This window comes from Gottfriedia solisilvae (assembly GCF_002128405.1).
In the GTDB taxonomy this organism is placed as follows: Bacteria; Bacillota; Bacilli; order Bacillales; family Bacillaceae_G; genus Gottfriedia; species Gottfriedia solisilvae.
The window spans coordinates 645,424-663,278 of sequence record NZ_NETJ01000003.1 but is presented as its reverse complement, the minus strand read 5'-3'; the positions used below and the strand labels follow the sequence as shown (position 1 = coordinate 663,278).

The following is a 17,855-nucleotide window of genomic DNA, read 5'->3' as shown; positions in this document are numbered from 1 at the left end:
TCACTAAATACGCACTACTTATTGAAAATTGACTTTTTTTTGTAACCTCTTTCATTATTTTGTTTCTTATGTAATAATAAAACTTTCCCATAAATTATCTAAACTGGATTATTTTGTTTTTCATATATTCTATACTTAATAAGTACTACGTGATCTACCTTTTTTCCTTTAAGTATCAGTTCAATTGAGAATGTTTTTTATTTGAAATGTAAAAACTAAATAAGTGTGAGTGCAGATAGTTTATCTATTTTAGATTTTTTAGGAGGTTTTACAATGAGTGTACATATTGGAGCAGAACAAGGCGCAATTGCCGACAAAATATTATTACCTGGAGATCCTTTAAGAGCTAAATACATTGCAGAAACATTTTTAGAAGATGTAACTTGCTATAATGAAGTTCGTGGAATGCTTGGGTTTACTGGTACATATAAAGGTGAACGAATCTCAGTACAAGGTACTGGAATGGGGATTCCTTCAATTGGTATCTACGTTAACGAGTTAATTAATAGTTACGGCGTAAAAAAATTAATTCGAGTAGGTACATGCGGTGCAATTCAAAAAGATGTTAAAGTTCGTGACGTTATTATTGCAATGACAACATGTACGGATTCTAATATGAATCGTCTAACATTCCCTGGTTTTGACTATGCACCATGTGCTAGCTTCGATCTATTAAAGAAGGCATATGATGGTGCAGTAAATCAAGGTTTAAACGTTAGAGTGGGTAATGTATTAACAGCAGACGTTTTTTATAGAGAAAACATGGATATGGTTCAAAAATTAGGAGATTATGGAGTATTAGCAGTAGAAATGGAAACGACTGCTTTATACACAATTGCTGCCAAATATAATGTTGATGCATTAACAGTATTAACTGTAAGTGACCATATCTTCACTGGTGAAGAAACTTCAGCACAGGAAAGACAAACAACGTTTAATGATATGATCAAAATCGCTTTAGACGCTGCAATCGCTAAATAAAAATGAACAAAAAAAGCCTGGACAAGAATTCCAGGTTTTTTTTATACCTTTAATTAAGCTTTTATGTGTTGTTTTATTCCACATTTTTCATAAACGATTGTACAATGATAGTACTAACAATTTTAATACTAGGAAGGTAGTTTATGAAAAAAAATCAATCAATATTATTTTTTACTTGGGTTGTGAGTATTATAGCAACACTAGGTAGTTTATCATTTTCAATTATTAATCACTGGACCCCTTGTTCCTTATGTTGGTATCAACGCATTTTCATGTATCCTATTGTTTTTATCATCGGAATTGCGTTTTATAAAAATAAAGTAAGGGACATTGTTTATATCTTGCCATTATCAGTGATTGGGATGTTTATTTCGATTTATCATATCCTGATTCAGAAAGTACCTGCTATGAAAGAATCTGCCACACAATGTGGACCGGTTCCTTGTACTGGTGATTACTTAAATTTATTTGGTTTTATAACGATTCCAATGTTAGCCTTTGTTGCATTCTTACTGATTAACATAAGCGCTATTTATTTATTACGTAAATCAAATTAAAATCAACTTTTGTCTTTGTATTTTCAAATCCAAAAAGTAAAAATCCTATAGAAAATAGCCAATTAAAATAATTCAAGCTGCTCGGTTGAGGATGGTCCAAATTCTATACCAAGCAGCTTCATTAATTCCTTCGCATTATTAGCTGCATCTCCACCTGAGTTATTATTAAATAAAATACATACTTCTTTCGTATGTCTTGATAAAGTTTCCAGTTTATCGACCCACTCACAGAGTTCTTCTCGATTATATCGATATAAATATCTAACCTCTCGCCAGTTCTCTTGTCCATTATGATTCCATCCGTAAACATTTCTTCCGTGAAATCGAATTAATGTTAGCTCTTTGTTTGTTGGGTGTAAAACAGTTGGTATGCTTCCCATTCCAGCTTGAGGTTCATCACAAATTGAATGGATCCAACCCTCTTCACTCATAAAAGATAATGTTTGATCAGCATATTGTGGAAAGAACCAAGATTGATTCCTAAATTCCAATATTGCTGGGACAGATGTTAACTCATTTTTAATTGTTCTTAAAAATTCCACGTTTTCCTTCTTACAATTAAACCAAGGTGGAAATTGGAAGAGGACACCCTTTAGTTTATTGTTTTCAATTAAAGGTTGAATTGAATCAAGAAAAGGCTTTAATAATTTTATTTGTTCTTCCTTTGAATAATTCTGTCTTGCGTGTCCAGTAATTCCACCATATGCTTTAACGACAAATGAAAAATCAGACGTTGTATGATTCACCCATTTTTGATAATTTGATTTTGGCATAATACTATAATAGGATGAATCGATCTCTACTATTGGAAAGTGATTACAGTATTGTCGGAGTTTTTTTGATGAATGAATACGTTCAGGGTACAAACTATCATGATCGCCCCATCCAGTTACGCCAATTTTAATTTCCATAAACCGCTCCCATAAAACATTTTTTATTATATAATTATTACTAATATCAATTAAAATAAACAGAATTATTTGATATAATTATGTTTATTTTAAACTTATTTTAGTAGAAATAGGAGTATAGTGTAAATGAATACGGACACCGTAAATGATCTAAAAGCTAAAGTAGCTAAATTAGAGGAAAAAGTAGAGATTTATGAAAAAATTATTTCTTCGATTACACCAGGTTCATTTTTTTCAGAAAATTGTTTAAATTTAATTGATAAACATTCATTATCATTCAATGGAACTGAACTTCCAGATGAAATTACAACTACCTTTTCTTCATTCATGTTAAAAAATAAAGAAATTCTTCAAACAATCTTTGATGCCATCCCACATCATATTCTATTTATAGATCCCAAGGGTATCATTCAGTTTTATAATGAACAATGTGCCAGGGACTTTAAAGTAAATATTAATGAATACGTCGGTAAACATATAAGAGAATTACTAAGAATTGAAGATAAGGAAATTGCACTTCTTAACACGCTTTATTCAGGAAAAGAAATTTATCATCACGAGATTTTAAATAAGAACTATGGAATCGTGAATACAAGGATTATTCGTGATATGAATAATCAAATTGAAAGTGTTATTGGTATATTTCATTTTTTAAATGATGCTAGAGATTCCGAGAAACTAGCCATTTCTGGTAGAATTGCCGCTGGTATTGCACATGAGGTACGTAACCCACTTACGACTGTTAGAGGTTATCTTCAATTTGTTCAAGATGAAGCACCCGAGAGAATCAAACAATTATTTAATGACCTTTTAATCCCTGAATTAGATCGTGCAAACGGCATCATTACTGACTTTTTATCGATCACGAAAAATGCACCATATAAGCCTGAACCAGTTTGTTTAAACGATTTTCTCTTAAACTACATAAAACAATTGTTTTTTAGTGAAACGGTCATCAATAATGTAGATATAAAGTATAATCTCTCTGAAGAATTACATAAATATAAAATTTTCTTTGATAAAAATCAACTTGTTCAAGTATTTCTTAACCTTTTCCATAATTCATTGGACGCTAAGAAAGACGGTAATCTACTCATTACAATTGAAACTCATGTGATTGATGATGAAATAGTGATTATTTTTAAAGATAATGGTTGTGGTATTCCTAGGACAGTTTTACCATTTATATTTGATGCTTTCTATTCTACAAAAGATGAGGGTACTGGACTTGGATTATCTCTTACAAAAAAATTAATACAAAATCACGGTGGATTCATTACTGCTACTAGTAGTTGTAATGGAACAGAATTTACGATTACATTGCCAATTAATTATGACGACAATAAAAATAGCATCGTTTGATGCTATTTTTTTCTTTTTTTTAATATAAAAAAACCATTCTGCAACAGCAAAATGGCTAATTTTATTCTTTATTTATGATACATTTGATTTGGCAATTCCTTTATGGATAAAATCACATGATCTAGTTTTTGTTCTATACGATATAGTAAATAAAGTGTAACTCCGATTGGAAATCCAACTTCTTTTATCATACTGATCCAAAGCTCCATTTTTTCTCCCCCTTTATCTTACATATAAGAGGAAAATGAAAAATTTCTTTAAACAGTTAAAATGATTTTACCAGTTGATTTACGACTTTCTAACAATTCATGAGCAAGCTTCCCATCTTTTAATGAGAAAATAGTTGGGGATTGAACATTTATTTGTTTCGTTGCAATCCAATTAAACAATTCTTTACTTCTATTTATTCTTTCTTCTTTCGAAACAAGAACATTCCATAAATCTCCACCTGTTAATGTTTTTGAAGTATCCATTAACATTCTAGGATCAATATGAACTGGGTCTCCACCGGCCATTCCATAAAAAACAACTGTTCCGTGAACTTTTGTTGCTTCAAAACTATTCATAATGGTCGAACCAACAGATTCATATACTACGTCTACACCGTTTTTCTTTTTCGTTAATTCTTTAGTTAATGAAACCCAATCTTCGTTATATAATAATACTTCATTTGCACCAATGGAAAGTGCTTTTTCTTTTTTTTCATTTGAAGAAGTTAATCCGATAACCTCTCCACCTTTTAATCTAATCATCTGAGTAAGTAATTGACCTACACCACCTGCAACTGCATGAACAAGTGCAGTATCACCTAGTTTGATTTGATAACTGTCATTGACTAAGTAATGTGCTGTTAAACCTTGAAGCATAACAGATGCTGCGATTTCAAAACTAATTTCATCTGGGATAGGTACAATATGCGTTTCTTTCGCTGCAACATATTCTGCATTCGCATAAGGTACATCAGCAAATGCTACACGATCGCCTACTTTATATCCCGTTACTGAAGATCCGATTTCAGAAATGATACCAGAACCTTCATAACCTAAAATATAAGGTGGATTCCCTGCCAAATGATAATTTCCTTTACGACGATAGATATCTGCAAAATTAACGCCAACAGCTTTCATTTCAATACATACTTCATCATCTGAAATCGTTGGTCTAGCGATTTCCTCATATGTTAAAACATCTGACGAACCAAACTCTCTAAAAACTAATGCCTTCATATTTCATACTTCCCAACATGTTTAAAATTCAAAAATAAAATCCTCATCTGTCAATTTTTCCACTGTAACTGCTTTTACATACCCGTTTCCTTTTACAGAGAAGAAATCATGATTCTTTGTATCAGTTTTTAGTCCATTTAAGACAATAGGATTAATATCTTCATCATCAAAATATGCATCGAATCCTAAATTCATTAATGCCTTATTTGCATTGTAACGAATAAATTTATTTACTTCGTCCACTAAACCGATTGATTCATAAATTTCTGCGGTATATTGCAATTCGATATCATATAACTGAACTAATAATGACATTGTTTCTTTATATAGTCGAGCTTTTTGTTCATCTGAAAATTCATCATAAATTTGTTGTGCAAGTATACCTACAAATACGCCGTGAATACTTTCATCACGTAGAATCAGGTTAATAATCTCACCACTAGCCGTCATTTTTCCTTGGCCAGCTAAGTATAACGGATAGAAAAATCCACTATAGAATAAGTAACTCTCTAAAAATACACTAGCTACCATTGCCATATATAATTCTTCTGAAGATACGTCGCGCTTTAATAAATTTAAATAATATGAAGAAATCAACTCAGATTTTTTCGTTAGGATTGGATGCTCATCGATCCATTTAAAAAGGTGATCAATTTCATCTTCAGTTGCAAGCGTTGTAAAAATATGTGAATAACTTTTCGCATGGACTTCCTCCATTGCACCCATAAATGCTAGTACACTTTTTGCTTGTAAATTTTTCAAGTGTACTAAAATAAGTGGCATCCCTTCTCCACCTTGTTTCGTATCTAATAAAGTTAGTCCACCTAACACTTTTATAAACGTATCTTGCTCTTCCTTTGTAAGTGTATTCCATGTATTCTTATCAGACGAAACAACAATCTCTTCTTCAGTCCAAAATTGCGATAAATTTTGCTTCCAAAATACTAAACTAAAATCATCTTCTTTTTTATTCCAGTTTACAGCTTTCATCTAAAATGACCCCCTACTCACTAAAGAAAGCCCGAATATATAGATGTAGTATCATTAACATTCTCTATATACGAGCTTCCCATAGACTTACTCATTAAATTTTTATATCATCGTTCTATTTTTTATACATTTTGTGCTTTTTAGTATTGTTTAGACTGAACAGCTAATACACTCTTCCACACTCAATTTTCTTGTACGCGTATAATATAAACTTTTCAAGCCTTTTTTATTAGCATAGATATAATATCTTGCTAGTTCTCGGGTTGAAATATCACTATTTACATATAATATAGAGCTGATTCCTTGATCAATATGTTGTTGGATTTCAGCAATTAGATCAATTAATTTGTATTGATTTATATCGTAAGCCGACTTGTAATACCAGAAGCTTTTTTGTGATAAATAAGGCATTGGATAGTAAGTTGTAGAATTTGCATATGTTCTAGATTCAATTACATTTACAATTGGCATAACTGAAGAAGTAGCGTTTTGAATGTAGCTAATTGATTGTGTAGGAGCTATTGCTAAGCGGTAGCTGTTGTATAAACCATATGCTTGTACTTGCTTACTTAATGTAACCCAATCAAATTCATTCGGAATATAAATTCCATTAAATAATTCTTTTACTTTTTCTGTTTTCGGTTCAAAAGATTGTGTTTTGTACTTATCAAAATAAGTACCTTTTGCATATTCACTTTTATTAAAGTCTTTAAATGTTTTCCCCGTTTCTTTTGCAATAAACATACTCTTTTCTATTGAGTAATAGTTCATCATCATAAAGAATGTACGTGCAAAATCCTTTGCTTCTTCACTTTCATAAGCAATTCCATTCTTTGCAAAGTAACCATGTAAATTCATTGCACCTAAACCAACAGAATGAAGTTCATCATTTGCTTTTTTAACAGTAGGTGCATTTTCGATTTCAGTCATATCAGATACAGCCGTTAATGCTTCAATTCCAACATGAACTGATTCTCTAATTGCTTTATTTTCCATTACATTCACAATATTTAATGAACCTAAATTACAGTTTACATCACGATTAATTACATCCTCTGATCCATAATTGTTGATCTCAGATGTTTCTTGTAATTGAAAAATCTCAGTACACAGATTTGACATTTTTATTTCGCCAATATCTTTTAAAGCATGCTGGTTGTTCGCGTTTGTTTTATACATTAAGTATGGATAACCAGATTCAAGTTGAATTGCCGCAATCTTAACTAATAAATCACGAGCTGATAAATCAAGTTTTTTCTTTTTAATTTTATCATTTTTTAAAAGTTCATCGTATTTTTCATCTATATCAATATCATCTAAATGAATGCCATATTCCTTGTAAACCGTATAAGGAGCAAATACATAGAATGGCTCATTTTTTTCTGCAAGTTCAAAGAATTTATTTGGAACAATTAATCCAATCGATAAAGATTGAATTCGACTTTTCTCATCGGCGTTAATTTTTTTCGTATCAAGAAACTCAATTACGTCCCAGTGGAAAATATTTAAATATGTTGCACCAGCACCTTTACGTTGGCCAAGCTGGTTCGCATATGAGAATGAATCTTCTAATAGCTTCATTACAGGAACAACACCACTTGCAGCGTTATCAATTTCTTTGATTTGTTCTCCTCGTGCTCTAAGCTTAGATAAATTCAGTGCAACGCCACCGCCAATTTTTGAAAGTTGCATTGCTGTATTAATTTGAAAACCAATTGAGTTTAAACTATCATCCATTTCAAGTAAGAAACATGAAACCATTTCACCTCTTCTACTTCTACCAGCATTCAAGAATGTCGGAGTAGCAGGTTGATAGTTTTGTTGAATCATCATTTTCGCCAAATTTAATGCTTTATCAATATTGCCTCGTCCTAAATAAAGAGCAACGATCGCAATTCGATCTTCATATCCTTCTAAATAAAACTTTCCATCGTTTGTTTTTAATGCATAGTCCTTAAAGAATTTAGATGCTGCCATATATGATTGGAAAGTAAATCCAGCTTGATAAACTAGTTCATACATTCTTTCAATCTCAGTAAGGGAGTATTCTAATTCTACCTGATAATAATAGTTTTCTTGAGTCATATACTGTAAGCGTTCTTTAACAGAAGAGAATTGAATTTTTCTATCTTCTACTTCTTTTAGGAAACAAAGTAACGCTTCTTTATCTTTTTCAAGATCAAAAAAACCATCCTTTTTAATTGTTAATTCATTATTCAGCTCAATATGTCTCAAGCTTTTCCACTCCCTCAAGAAAATATTGTATATCACGACTTGTCCCTGACATTTCGAATTTTGACAAGACCGGTACGTTATATGTTTTGGCAATTTTATCTGCACTGGCTGCAAATAAATCTCCCCAGTTTCGATTGCCACTTGCACTTACTGCTCTTAGGTAATTTGAATTTTTCTCCAAAAAATGATGTACATTGTCTGGAACACTTCCAAATCCAGTAGTGTAGGTTACAAGAATATAAGGTTCTTCGATTTTTAGTCCATCTTTTATTTGAATTGACGGCATTCTAATTTTATTGACAAAACGCTTAACATTGCCCGTCATTGAACTGTAAACTATCACCATAGGATCACCTCATTTTATATGTAAGAATATTTTATGAATATTTAAAATTCTCATGTTATATACCTACATATTGTATTACCTTTTTAGAACAAACACAATATATAGTTTCCTAAATATGAAAATAAACATTTCGACAATCTTACTCAGAATGAAACAATAAGAGAAATTTAACAAATTATGGAGAAGAGTGCAATAAAGTGTAAAACGATTTTTTTGTCAATTGAGCCAAACCGAGAAACATAAAAAAAATACCCAATAACGCCTTGCAAAATAAGAAAAAAGTCAAAAAAACTTTTTTTTTTTGCAATTGGTTTCATGAGTACTTCTTAAAAAGTTATATATTTTTAAATATTTGTTAACTTCTTGCTTCTTCTATATATGTATAAATTACATCGCCACCATGCTGAGCAATTCCTCGGAAGTGTTTAAAGTCCTCTCGATTCACAATAATTTGTCTAAAGTTTAAAAAATCTTCTTTTTTGATCAATATTTGTGTAATTTCACCGTTTTTAAGTTGTTCAATACCATTCAACATTTCATTTTGTTCCATATTCTCACCCTTTAATAATAGTTCTAATCTTGATTACTGTTTTAATGCTTCCCTCTAACATTATCAAAGATGTTATTATATGAAAACTAAATTGTTACGTCTAAAATTTTCTCTGTGACAAATACATTTGAATCTTCATTCTTAACTAGAATGACTTCAATTTCTCCATCTATTATGACTAAAAATGCTTTTGGTATTAATTCCAACCCAGTGCCAAGACATTCAAAATGAACTTTTGCATGTCCCTCACCTAGTAGAACGACCATTTCAAAAAATGGAATGACAATGATCTGATCAAAAAATAAAATTGGATCACCAATCAAAGTATTACTGCTAACAAATTCTTTTATTTCTTCTTCTAAATCATACTGTAAATCTTCAATCCATTTCTTCAAGAAAGTAACCTCCAAAGAGTGCTACATCCATTTTTTACCCTTCTTGTAATTTTTAAACATATTTTTGAATTTAAATTGACTAAATTGTAAAAAATATTCAATTTTCTCTTTACCTTTAAACCGTTTTCATGCATTATAGAAGGTGTAAAATGAAAACTTTTTATTAGGAGATACGCTCATGAAAATTGCAGAAGCTGGAAATATCATTGAGTTTAAACAAGGGTTAAAAGGAAAAGTTCAAAAAGTGAATAAAAATTCTGTCATAGTAGACATATCGATAATGGAAAACTTTAGAGATTTAGAAATGGAACCGCTTACAGTTGTTAACCATAAAAACTATAAAATTGTAAGAACCGCAGAATAATTGTTCAATAGATGACGTTCGACAAACGCATTTCGTGGTCCAGTAACGTTTTAATTTAATCATAAATAGTCATTTACCACGTCTTGTTGAGACTAGTGAACTAAGCAGATTATAAATTGTAAATGTTTTGTTGTATTTTAGAGAATAACTAAATAATAGAAACCGTACTTACATACTTCTACATTTTTTTGAATTTTGTAAAATAATAAGCGTTTCAAATCATCCTTAAGTCCCGTGTGCATCACGGGACTTTTTTTTATGATTACATTTGTTAATGTGAGTAAATTGGATAAATTTTTCAGATTTGGACATAAAACCAAAACTAAAAAAATTGAAAGGAGTAATTTTATATCATTTAGTTTCTTTGTCCAATTCTTTAAAAGATTTTACTTTCTCATGTGGTTGTTGGTTCGTTTTTCTTTCATTCCAAAAACGTTCTTTTTCACTTTTTGATTTTGTCATCATTCCACCCCCTTAAGTAATTTCGTTTTTTATCCTTTCACAAAATTGTAGATTATATGTAATCTTTCATTTTTACATTTTAGACAAAATTCACATGTAAAAAATAGCATTTGAAATTTGGTGAACTTCAAAAATTCATTTTGTAAATGACTATTGATTTATTCACCTCAAATTAGAAAGGAAGGTATTGAATGAACTTTTTAACAAAATTTAGTTTGAAAAATTCAGTAGCCGTTTTTATTATTTCATTTTTATTAATATTTGGTGGGTTGTACTCTTATTCAAAATTAAAGGTTGAGGAGCTTCCAGATATTGAATTTCCAGCTATTTCTGTTCAAGTAGTATACCCTGGAACAGCACCAGAGGATGTAAATGAACAAATTACGACGAAACTTGAAAATTCTTTTAAATCAATTGAGGGTATTAAAACTTTATCAAGCTCGTCATTTGAAAGTGTATCTGTCATTAATTTAGAATTTCCATTTAATACAGACATGGATAAAGTTGAACAACAAATTAATTCAACCCTTAAGGAAGCTGGCCTACCTGAAAATGTAACATCAAAAGTTGATCGTTTTTCATTCGGCTCCTTCCCTATCTATTATCTTTCTGTATTTTCAAAAGATGGTTCAAATATTGAAAATGTTTTAGATGAGGAAATTGTTCCTGCATTAAACAAAATCGAAGGTGTAAACAGTGTCTCTATTGGTGGGGGAAAATCGACTTCGCTATCGATTGAATTAGATAAAGAAAAAATCGCAAAATTAGGTCTTTCTTTATCAACCGTTAAAGATCAAATTAACGCAAAATTCCTTTCATTCCCTGCTGGAAAAATAACTGATGGTGATATTAAAGTTCCTATTCGAATTGAAGAAAAACTTGATACCATCCAAAAATTGAAAGATTTAGAACTACAAATTACATCTTTTGGCACAACTACTAATGAATCACAAACAGTACAACCAAAAGTTTTATTAAGTGATGTAGCTAAGATTGAATCGATAACTTCTCAAGATGAACTAATCCGATATAACGAAAAAGATTCGATTTCTATGGCGATTACAAAAAAACAAGATGCAAATACAGTTGAAGTAGCAGATAAAGTGATAAGTGTTCTTAATAAGTATAAGAAAGAAGTTTCTTATAAAGTAGGTTATAGCTCTGCAGAAGGTGTAAAACAATCTGTTGAATCACTTGTAAAGGAAGGCTTGCTAGGTGCAGTATTTGCTTCGATTGCAGTGTTATTATTTTTACGAAATGTCCGAGCAACTTTTATCGCAATTATTTCGATTCCATTATCATTATTAATAACATCAATCTTCTTACTAGAATTGGATATTACTTTAAATATTATGACGCTAGGTGGGATGGCAGTTGCTGTTGGGCGCGTAGTTGATGATAGCATTGTTGTCATTGAGAACATATTCCGTCGAATTCGAAAATCAAAAGAAGGCATGTCAAATGAATTAATTCTTTCTTCAACGAAAGAAATTCTAAAAGCTATCACATCTTCAACCATTACGACAATCGTTGTATTTTTACCACTTGGAGTAGTTGGCGGTTTCACTAGTAAAATTTTCTTACCATTTGCCTTAACGATCGTCTTTTCATTACTGGCTTCTTTATTGGTTTCAATTACAATTGTGCCAATTCTTGCTCGTTATTCATTTAAGAAAGTACCGCCTGAGGAAAAAGAGGAAAAGCTTCAAATTTGGTATGGTAAATTAATTGAAAAGTCATTAAACCGTAAATGGATTGTAATCGTTTTAGCGATTGTATTACTTCTTGGTTCATTTTCGTTAGTTGGCAGACTAGGATTTACATTTATCCCAAATGAAGCATCTAGAGCGATTATTGCTCAATTAGAGTTACCTTCCTCGACTTCAATTGAAAAAACAAATGATGTTTCTTTAAAAATAGAAAAAATGTTTTTAGATATGGATGAAGTAAAAGAAATCTCTACTGGGGTTGGTAGTCGTGACTTTATGACAGGATTAAAGACTGAAAATAAAGCAAGTTACTTTATTAACCTGAAAGACAGTGCAGATGTAGATACTTTTATTAAGGAAACTAAAAGTAAAATGGAAGAAGTAGCTACTTCAGAAGTAAAAGGCGCAAAAGTTGGATTACAGGAAAATTCATCTAGTGGCCCTCCTTCCAATAATAATGTTGATATAAACTTGTACTCAAATAACTTAGTGGCTCTTCAAGAAAGTGCAAAAAAAGTTGAAGAATACATGAAAGACAATGATGATTTAAAATATGTAACAAATAATTTCTCAGAAAAACAAAAACAAGTTATTGTTTCTATTGATGAAGAGAAAGTATCAAAAAATGGAATCTCATCAGGTTACATTTTAGGGTTGGTAGCTGATCAAACAAACCCTATCAGTTTAGGCACATTAAAAATTGATGGTAAAGACCAAAATGTACAGATTACTTATAATAAAGAATTACAATCTATTGAAGATATTAAAAAGATCACTCTCTTCGGTAAACTTGGACCCGTTAAACTGTCTGATGTTGCAGATGTTAAATCAGTCGAAACTTATTCTACGATTCAAAAATTAGATGGCAAGGTATATGCGAAGGTTTCTGCTCAAATTAAGGGAAAAGATATCGCAAAAGTAACAAATGACGTTGTAAATGGTGTGAAAAAAGAAATAGACCTACCATCTGATGTATCACTTAAAGGTGGTGGCGGAAGCGACGATACAATGCAAACCTTTAAAGATTTAGGGGTTGCTATGGGTGTAGCGATCGGATTAGTTTATTTAACAATGTTAATTGCTTTCGGTAAGGCTAGAATTCCATTTATCATTCTCTCTGCCTTAGTATTTGTTCCGATTGGATCATTTGTTGCCCTATTTATTGCAGGCGAGCCATTGTCTATCAGTGTAATGATTGGATTATTAATGTTAATTGGTATCGTTACGACAAATGCAATTGTATTAGTTGATCGCATTGGTCAAAATATTGATCAAAAGCAATTACCACTTCGTGAAGCGATAATTGAAGGTGGTAAAACACGTCTTCGTCCGATATTAATGACAGCATTTGCAACAATTGCTGCATTATTGCCTTTAGCACTGACAACATCAACAGGAACTTTAATCTCAAAAGGATTAGCCATTACTGTAATAGGTGGATTAACTTCATCTACCTTATTAACATTAGTATTCATCCCAGTAGTATATGAATTATTCTTCTCACGTAAAAAGAAGAATAAAGTTAAAAAAGAGAAATCGACTATTGTTAACGGGTAATGGTCTGGTAGAAAGTAAAATGATTTGCAATGTTACCCATTTTAATAAAAACGAAGTATAGGTGCACCTGTACCCATTCTTTCTCTTTTTTCATATTAAAAAACTCCGATTCAAAAGAGCGAATCGGAGTTTTCATATTATAGGTTATGATCATTAACCCCGTCTAACCATTTTTTGACTGGTGCTAATGTTTTTTCGATACTTCCTTCATTAAAAGGTGATTCAAGTTTTGCTTCACTTACTAGACCTAAAAATGATTTACTGCCTCCTAATTGACATAAGCCAACATAGTCAGACCACGCTGCATCACGATCTTCATGCATTTTATTCCAGAATTGTAATGCACAAATTTGAGCTAATGTATAATCGATGTAATAGAAAGGTGATTGGTAAATGTGACCTTGTCTTTGCCATAAGCCACCTTTTTCTAAATAGCTATTGCCATCATTTACGCGATGAGGTAAATATTTTGCTTCTAATTCTTTCCAAAGACCATGTCTTTCTTCAGGTGTTAATTCTGGTTTTTCATAGATTGCATGTTGAAATTCATCAACCGCAACACCATAACTAATAAATGTAACGGCACTACTTAAATGAGTAAAGTAATATTTCTCTGTATCCTCTTTAAAGAAGTTTTCTTGCCACGGCCAAGTAAAGAATTCCATACTCATTGAGTGAATTTCACAAGCTTCATATGTCGGCCAATAATACTCTGGCGTATTAAACTTACGACTCTCGTAAACTTGGAAAGCATGACCTGCTTCATGCGTTAAAACATCGATATCTCCTGAAGTTCCATTAAAGTTAGAAAAGATATAAGGTGCTTTGTAATTAGGGATATAAGTACAATAGCCTCCTCCCTGCTTTCCTTCTTTCGCAACTAAATCCAATAAATCTTCATCAAGCATGAATTGGAAAAATTCACTTGTTTCTTTTGATAATTCATCGTACATTTTTTTACCGTTTTCAATAATCCACTCAGGACTACCTTTTGGTGTAGCGTTTCCTGTTACAAACTCGAATTTATCATCATAATAGTAAAGCTGCTCAACACCAATTCTCTTTGCCTGACGCTCTCTTAATTCAGTAGCAATTGGTACAATCGTGTCATAAACTTGGTCTCTAAACTTTTTCACATCGCTTGCATTATAATCTGTTCTTAACATTCGAGCGTATGCTAATTCAACAAAGTTAGAAAAGCCTAATTTATTTGCAATACTAGAACGAATTTTAACTAACTTATCAAAAATTAAATCAAATTTATCCTGGTTTTCTGAGAAATAACCAAAGTATGTATCATAAGCAACTTTTCTTACTTCTCTGTCCTTATCCTCGAAATGAGCTGAAATTTGTGCTAATGTTTTCACCTCTCCGTAGAAAGGTAGCTTAGCTGCGGCAACCAATTTACCATATTCAGTCGTCAATTTATTTTCTTCTTGTAGATCAGGAATTACCTCTTCACTTAAAATTTTCACTTCACACTCAGCTAATGCAAATAATTGTTTACCATACTTTTCTTCTAATTGCTCTCTGAAAGGTGAACTAATCAACGCTTTATAATACTGCTGACCATATGATTGAACAATTGGCGTATTCTCATCGAAAAAAGCTTGCTCATCTTCGTAGAATTTATCATTCGTATCGATAGAATGACGAATTGCACAAATATTTTCCATTGTAGAAAATTCATTTCTTAAGTCATTAATTTCATTCATTGCTAACTCTTGTTCAAAAACTGTTGAAGCATCATAAAAATTTTGTAATCGTTTTTTAAAGTCTTCTCCGAAATTTTTTATATTTGGTCTAATGTATTGGTAATCTTGGAAACTCATGATTATCCCTCCATTTTGTGTGATATTGCTATTATATAAAAAAAAGTCTAGTAAAAAAACCATAATTTAAACTAATTTCTGAAAATTTAAAATTATTAACGTATGACTAGATAAGTATTAATTTTATCCGATAGTAATATAGAAGATGAGTTTTATTGTAAAAAAAATGATACTAAATGACCTTTTCGTTTTATTTTTGAATAAATACAATAAATCTAAATGAAAAGTAACATTTTTATACAATAAAACAGATTTAGCGACATAATTTTACAAACACATAAAGATTTTATAGAGAGAGAGGAATTTTGGGGATATGGATAAAAGCTCGGTTATAGGTATTATATTAGGATTTATTGCAGTTGGAGTTGGGATGGTATTAAAAGGAGTTTCGCCTGCTGTATTAGCGAATCCAGCAGCCATCTTAATTATCATTCTTGGAACAATTGCAGCCGTTGCAATCGCATTTCCGATGAGTGAATTAAAAAGGATACCCGCATTATTTAAAATTATATTTGGTAAAGAAGAAAAAGAAAGTGTTTTAGATGTCATCCAATTATTTTCTGATTTAGCTGTTGTAGCTAGAAGAGATGGGCTTTTAGCATTAGAAGCAAAATTAAATGAAATTGAAGATACATTCTTAAAGTCAGGCTTAACATTAGCAATTGATGGACAATCACCAGAATATATTAGAGATGTTCTTGACGAAGAAATAGATGCAATGAAAGAACGTCATCATGCTGGTGCATTAATCTTTACACAAGCAGGAACATATGCACCGACACTTGGAGTTTTAGGGGCAGTAATCGGATTAATAGCCGCTCTTGGTAATTTAAGTGACACTGATTTACTAGGTCATGCGATCGCAGCTGCTTTCGTTGCAACATTAATGGGTATTTTCACTGGATATGTTTTGTGGCATCCATTTGCAAACAAATTAAAGCGTAAATCTAAAGCAGAAGTGAAAAGAAAAGAAATTATGATTGAAGGTATTTTATCAGTATTAGAAGGTCAACCTCCTCGATTAATTGAACAAAAATTAGCAGTATACTTACCAATTAAAGAGCGTATGTTAATCAACTCAGGAGAGAAAGCTGATGAGTAAAAAGAAAAAACATGAAGATCACGAGGAGCATATTGATGAAAGTTGGTTAATACCTTACGCGGATTTACTGACTTTATTATTAGCACTTTTTATCGTTCTATTTGCTTCAAGTAGTGTAGACGCAACTAAGTTTAAACAAATCTCTGATTCCTTTACAACCATTTTCAATGGCGGAACTGGCGTTATGAATTACCCGACTGAGACAATCCCTCAAGAAAATCCTAAAGGTAGTTCAAATGAAAAAGATAATAAAGGTAATGGAGAAACTACTCAAAAAGAACTAAAAGAAGTAAAAGAAAAAGTAGACCAATTTATTAAAAATAATAAACTTCAAAGTAGTCTAAAAACTGAATTAACTGATGAAGGCTTATTAATCACAATTACAAACGACGTTTTATTTGATTCAGGGAGTGCGATCGTCAGAACAAGTGAACGAAGGATTGCAACACAAATTTCTAATCTATTGATCTCAAACCCACCTTTAAGCGTTATAATTTCAGGGCATACAGACAATGTACCGATTAAAAATGAATTGTTTCAAGACAACTGGGATTTAAGTGTTACACGTGCTGTAAACTTTATGAAAATCATGTTGGAAAATAAAAAATTAAAACCACAATCATTTAGTGCAAAGGGTTATGGAGAATATAAACCAATTGCTAGTAATCATACACAAAAAGGTAGAGCAAAAAATAGACGTGTTGAAATTTTAGTTCTTCCAAGTAACACGAACCCAAATACGAAATAATGACAATGAAAAAAGCTCATCTAAAGTGAGCTTTTTTCATTTGTTCCATGATATCCGATTTTCTTTAACAAGTGAATTAAGAAATTTTTCTCCTCGTCTGAAAGATCACTCATTTGTTCATGTAAGAATTGTTCGTGTATTGGGAATATCTCATTCATTAAAGTATTTCCGCTATCTGTAATCTCTGCATAAATGACTCTTCGATCAGCACTGCATGGATTACGTACGACAAGCCCTTTTTTCTCTAATTTATCGACTACATAAGTGATACTTCCGCTCGCAATTAAAATCTTCTCACCAATATGCTGAAGTGGCTGATTGCCTTTATGGTACAATAACTCCAAAACAGCAAACTCAGTCGGATTTAGATTAAATTCTGCAATTGATTTATTGGCAGAGTCATTTATTTTTCGATGCGCTCGAGATAATACAATAAATAGTTTTAATGAAAGCTCTATTTCATCTCTATTTGTCTCATTCATACTTATACTCCTTTAATTCCAATTAAATACTCTATCTATTTTATGA

At 31.4% G+C, this 17,855-nt stretch carries 18 protein-coding genes; 7 read left to right on the top strand and 11 right to left on the bottom strand.

Features of this window, described 5'->3' with window-relative positions; genetic code table 11:
• Positions 1–273 precede the first annotated feature (273 nt).
• Both deoD and CAB05_RS12340 read left to right on the top strand, forming a co-directional pair.
• On the top strand, positions 274–981 hold the full coding sequence (gene deoD / locus CAB05_RS12345) for a purine-nucleoside phosphorylase (protein ID WP_088000133.1): 708 nt from the start codon (positions 274–276) through the stop codon (positions 979–981).
• Between the two features lie 143 nt (positions 982–1,124).
• On the top strand, positions 1,125–1,538 hold the full coding sequence (locus CAB05_RS12340; RefSeq protein WP_088000132.1) for a disulfide oxidoreductase: 414 nt from the start codon (positions 1,125–1,127) through the stop codon (positions 1,536–1,538).
• Positions 1,539–1,600: 62 nt separating this feature from the next.
• Here CAB05_RS12340 and CAB05_RS12335 read toward each other — a convergent pair whose 3' ends face one another.
• Positions 1,601–2,449, bottom strand: coding sequence for a DUF72 domain-containing protein (locus CAB05_RS12335; RefSeq protein ID WP_088000131.1), 849 nt, complete (start codon positions 2,447–2,449; stop codon positions 1,601–1,603).
• A 126-nt stretch (positions 2,450–2,575) separates the two neighbouring features.
• Between CAB05_RS12335 and CAB05_RS12330 the strand changes: the two genes are divergently transcribed.
• Positions 2,576–3,811: a two-component system sensor histidine kinase NtrB gene (locus CAB05_RS12330; RefSeq protein ID WP_088000130.1), complete on the top strand. Its 1,236-nt coding sequence runs from the start codon at positions 2,576–2,578 to the stop codon at positions 3,809–3,811.
• Positions 3,812–3,879: 68 nt separating this feature from the next.
• Here the strand turns inward: CAB05_RS12330 and CAB05_RS12325 are convergent, their stop codons facing one another.
• The 7 genes from CAB05_RS12325 to CAB05_RS12295 all read right to left on the bottom strand — a co-directional run bounded on the left by CAB05_RS12325 (position 3,880) and on the right by CAB05_RS12295 (position 9,553).
• Positions 3,880–4,020 (bottom strand): YvrJ family protein, encoded by a 141-nt coding sequence (locus CAB05_RS12325; RefSeq protein ID WP_088000129.1) that lies wholly within the window; start codon positions 4,018–4,020, stop codon positions 3,880–3,882.
• 48 nt (positions 4,021–4,068) lie between these two features.
• Entirely contained in the window at positions 4,069–5,037 is a 969-nt protein-coding gene (locus CAB05_RS12320; RefSeq protein WP_088000128.1) for a quinone oxidoreductase family protein, read from the bottom strand.
• Between the two features lie 21 nt (positions 5,038–5,058).
• Positions 5,059–6,027, bottom strand: a complete 969-nt coding sequence (nrdF, locus tag CAB05_RS12315; protein WP_088000127.1) for a class 1b ribonucleoside-diphosphate reductase subunit beta — start codon at positions 6,025–6,027, stop codon at positions 5,059–5,061.
• Between the two features lie 150 nt (positions 6,028–6,177).
• Positions 6,178–8,262: a class 1b ribonucleoside-diphosphate reductase subunit alpha gene (nrdE, locus tag CAB05_RS12310; RefSeq protein ID WP_088000126.1), complete on the bottom strand. Its 2,085-nt coding sequence runs from the start codon at positions 8,260–8,262 to the stop codon at positions 6,178–6,180.
• Positions 8,249–8,608 carry a class Ib ribonucleoside-diphosphate reductase assembly flavoprotein NrdI gene (gene nrdI, locus CAB05_RS12305; protein WP_088000125.1) on the bottom strand — a complete coding sequence of 120 codons (360 nt, stop codon included), beginning with the start codon at positions 8,606–8,608 and terminating at the stop codon, positions 8,249–8,251. The genes nrdE and nrdI overlap by 14 nt, the downstream gene beginning before the upstream one ends.
• A gap of 355 nt (positions 8,609–8,963) precedes the next feature.
• Positions 8,964–9,158 (bottom strand): protein YkzS, encoded by a 195-nt coding sequence (gene ykzS / locus CAB05_RS12300; RefSeq protein ID WP_088000124.1) that lies wholly within the window; start codon positions 9,156–9,158, stop codon positions 8,964–8,966.
• A gap of 86 nt (positions 9,159–9,244) precedes the next feature.
• Entirely contained in the window at positions 9,245–9,553 is a 309-nt protein-coding gene (locus CAB05_RS12295; protein WP_088000123.1) for a hypothetical protein, read from the bottom strand.
• A gap of 178 nt (positions 9,554–9,731) precedes the next feature.
• Between CAB05_RS12295 and CAB05_RS12290 the strand changes: the two genes are divergently transcribed.
• Complete coding sequence (locus CAB05_RS12290; RefSeq protein WP_088000122.1) at positions 9,732–9,917, top strand: YkvS family protein; 186 nt, start codon at positions 9,732–9,734, stop codon at positions 9,915–9,917.
• A 351-nt stretch (positions 9,918–10,268) separates the two neighbouring features.
• Here CAB05_RS12290 and CAB05_RS22500 read toward each other — a convergent pair whose 3' ends face one another.
• Complete coding sequence (locus tag CAB05_RS22500; RefSeq protein WP_219732201.1) at positions 10,269–10,379, bottom strand: DUF6254 family protein; 111 nt, start codon at positions 10,377–10,379, stop codon at positions 10,269–10,271.
• 191 nt (positions 10,380–10,570) lie between these two features.
• Between CAB05_RS22500 and CAB05_RS12285 the strand changes: the two genes are divergently transcribed.
• On the top strand, positions 10,571–13,645 hold the full coding sequence (locus CAB05_RS12285) for an efflux RND transporter permease subunit (RefSeq protein WP_088000121.1): 3,075 nt from the start codon (positions 10,571–10,573) through the stop codon (positions 13,643–13,645).
• Positions 13,646–13,782: 137 nt separating this feature from the next.
• Here CAB05_RS12285 and CAB05_RS12280 read toward each other — a convergent pair whose 3' ends face one another.
• Entirely contained in the window at positions 13,783–15,477 is a 1,695-nt protein-coding gene (locus CAB05_RS12280) for a M3 family oligoendopeptidase (RefSeq protein WP_088000120.1), read from the bottom strand.
• 313 nt (positions 15,478–15,790) lie between these two features.
• Between CAB05_RS12280 and motA the strand changes: the two genes are divergently transcribed.
• Positions 15,791–16,579, top strand: a complete 789-nt coding sequence (gene motA / locus CAB05_RS12275) for a flagellar motor stator protein MotA (protein ID WP_088000119.1) — start codon at positions 15,791–15,793, stop codon at positions 16,577–16,579.
• Positions 16,572–17,327: a flagellar motor protein MotB gene (gene motB / locus CAB05_RS12270; RefSeq protein WP_088000118.1), complete on the top strand. Its 756-nt coding sequence runs from the start codon at positions 16,572–16,574 to the stop codon at positions 17,325–17,327. The genes motA and motB overlap by 8 nt, the downstream gene beginning before the upstream one ends.
• A gap of 20 nt (positions 17,328–17,347) precedes the next feature.
• Here motB and CAB05_RS12265 read toward each other — a convergent pair whose 3' ends face one another.
• Positions 17,348–17,809, bottom strand: coding sequence for a MarR family winged helix-turn-helix transcriptional regulator (locus tag CAB05_RS12265; RefSeq protein ID WP_088000117.1), 462 nt, complete (start codon positions 17,807–17,809; stop codon positions 17,348–17,350).
• Positions 17,810–17,855: the final 46 nt, after the last annotated feature.

Bases quoted from the DNA above. Each gene is read 5' to 3' on its own strand.
- CAB05_RS12320 (WP_088000128.1), bottom strand. From the start codon at position 5,037: ATGAAGGCATTAGTTTTTAGAGAGTTTGGTTCGTCAGATGTTTTAACA.
- ykzS (WP_088000124.1), bottom strand. From the start codon at position 9,158: ATGGAACAAAATGAAATGTTGAATGGTATTGAACAACTTAAAAACGGT.
- nrdF (WP_088000127.1), bottom strand. From the start codon at position 6,027: ATGAAAGCTGTAAACTGGAATAAAAAAGAAGATGATTTTAGTTTAGTA.
- nrdI (WP_088000125.1), bottom strand. From the start codon at position 8,608: ATGGTGATAGTTTACAGTTCAATGACGGGCAATGTTAAGCGTTTTGTC.
- motA (WP_088000119.1), top strand. From the start codon at position 15,791: ATGGATAAAAGCTCGGTTATAGGTATTATATTAGGATTTATTGCAGTT.
- CAB05_RS12290 (WP_088000122.1), top strand. From the start codon at position 9,732: ATGAAAATTGCAGAAGCTGGAAATATCATTGAGTTTAAACAAGGGTTA.
- CAB05_RS12325 (WP_088000129.1), bottom strand. From the start codon at position 4,020: ATGGAGCTTTGGATCAGTATGATAAAAGAAGTTGGATTTCCAATCGGA.
- motB (WP_088000118.1), top strand. From the start codon at position 16,572: ATGAGTAAAAAGAAAAAACATGAAGATCACGAGGAGCATATTGATGAA.
- CAB05_RS12340 (WP_088000132.1), top strand. From the start codon at position 1,125: ATGAAAAAAAATCAATCAATATTATTTTTTACTTGGGTTGTGAGTATT.
- deoD (WP_088000133.1), top strand. From the start codon at position 274: ATGAGTGTACATATTGGAGCAGAACAAGGCGCAATTGCCGACAAAATA.
- CAB05_RS22500 (WP_219732201.1), bottom strand. From the start codon at position 10,379: ATGACAAAATCAAAAAGTGAAAAAGAACGTTTTTGGAATGAAAGAAAA.
- CAB05_RS12330 (WP_088000130.1), top strand. From the start codon at position 2,576: ATGAATACGGACACCGTAAATGATCTAAAAGCTAAAGTAGCTAAATTA.
- CAB05_RS12335 (WP_088000131.1), bottom strand. From the start codon at position 2,449: ATGGAAATTAAAATTGGCGTAACTGGATGGGGCGATCATGATAGTTTG.
- CAB05_RS12280 (WP_088000120.1), bottom strand. From the start codon at position 15,477: ATGAGTTTCCAAGATTACCAATACATTAGACCAAATATAAAAAATTTC.
- CAB05_RS12265 (WP_088000117.1), bottom strand. From the start codon at position 17,809: ATGAATGAGACAAATAGAGATGAAATAGAGCTTTCATTAAAACTATTT.
- CAB05_RS12285 (WP_088000121.1), top strand. From the start codon at position 10,571: ATGAACTTTTTAACAAAATTTAGTTTGAAAAATTCAGTAGCCGTTTTT.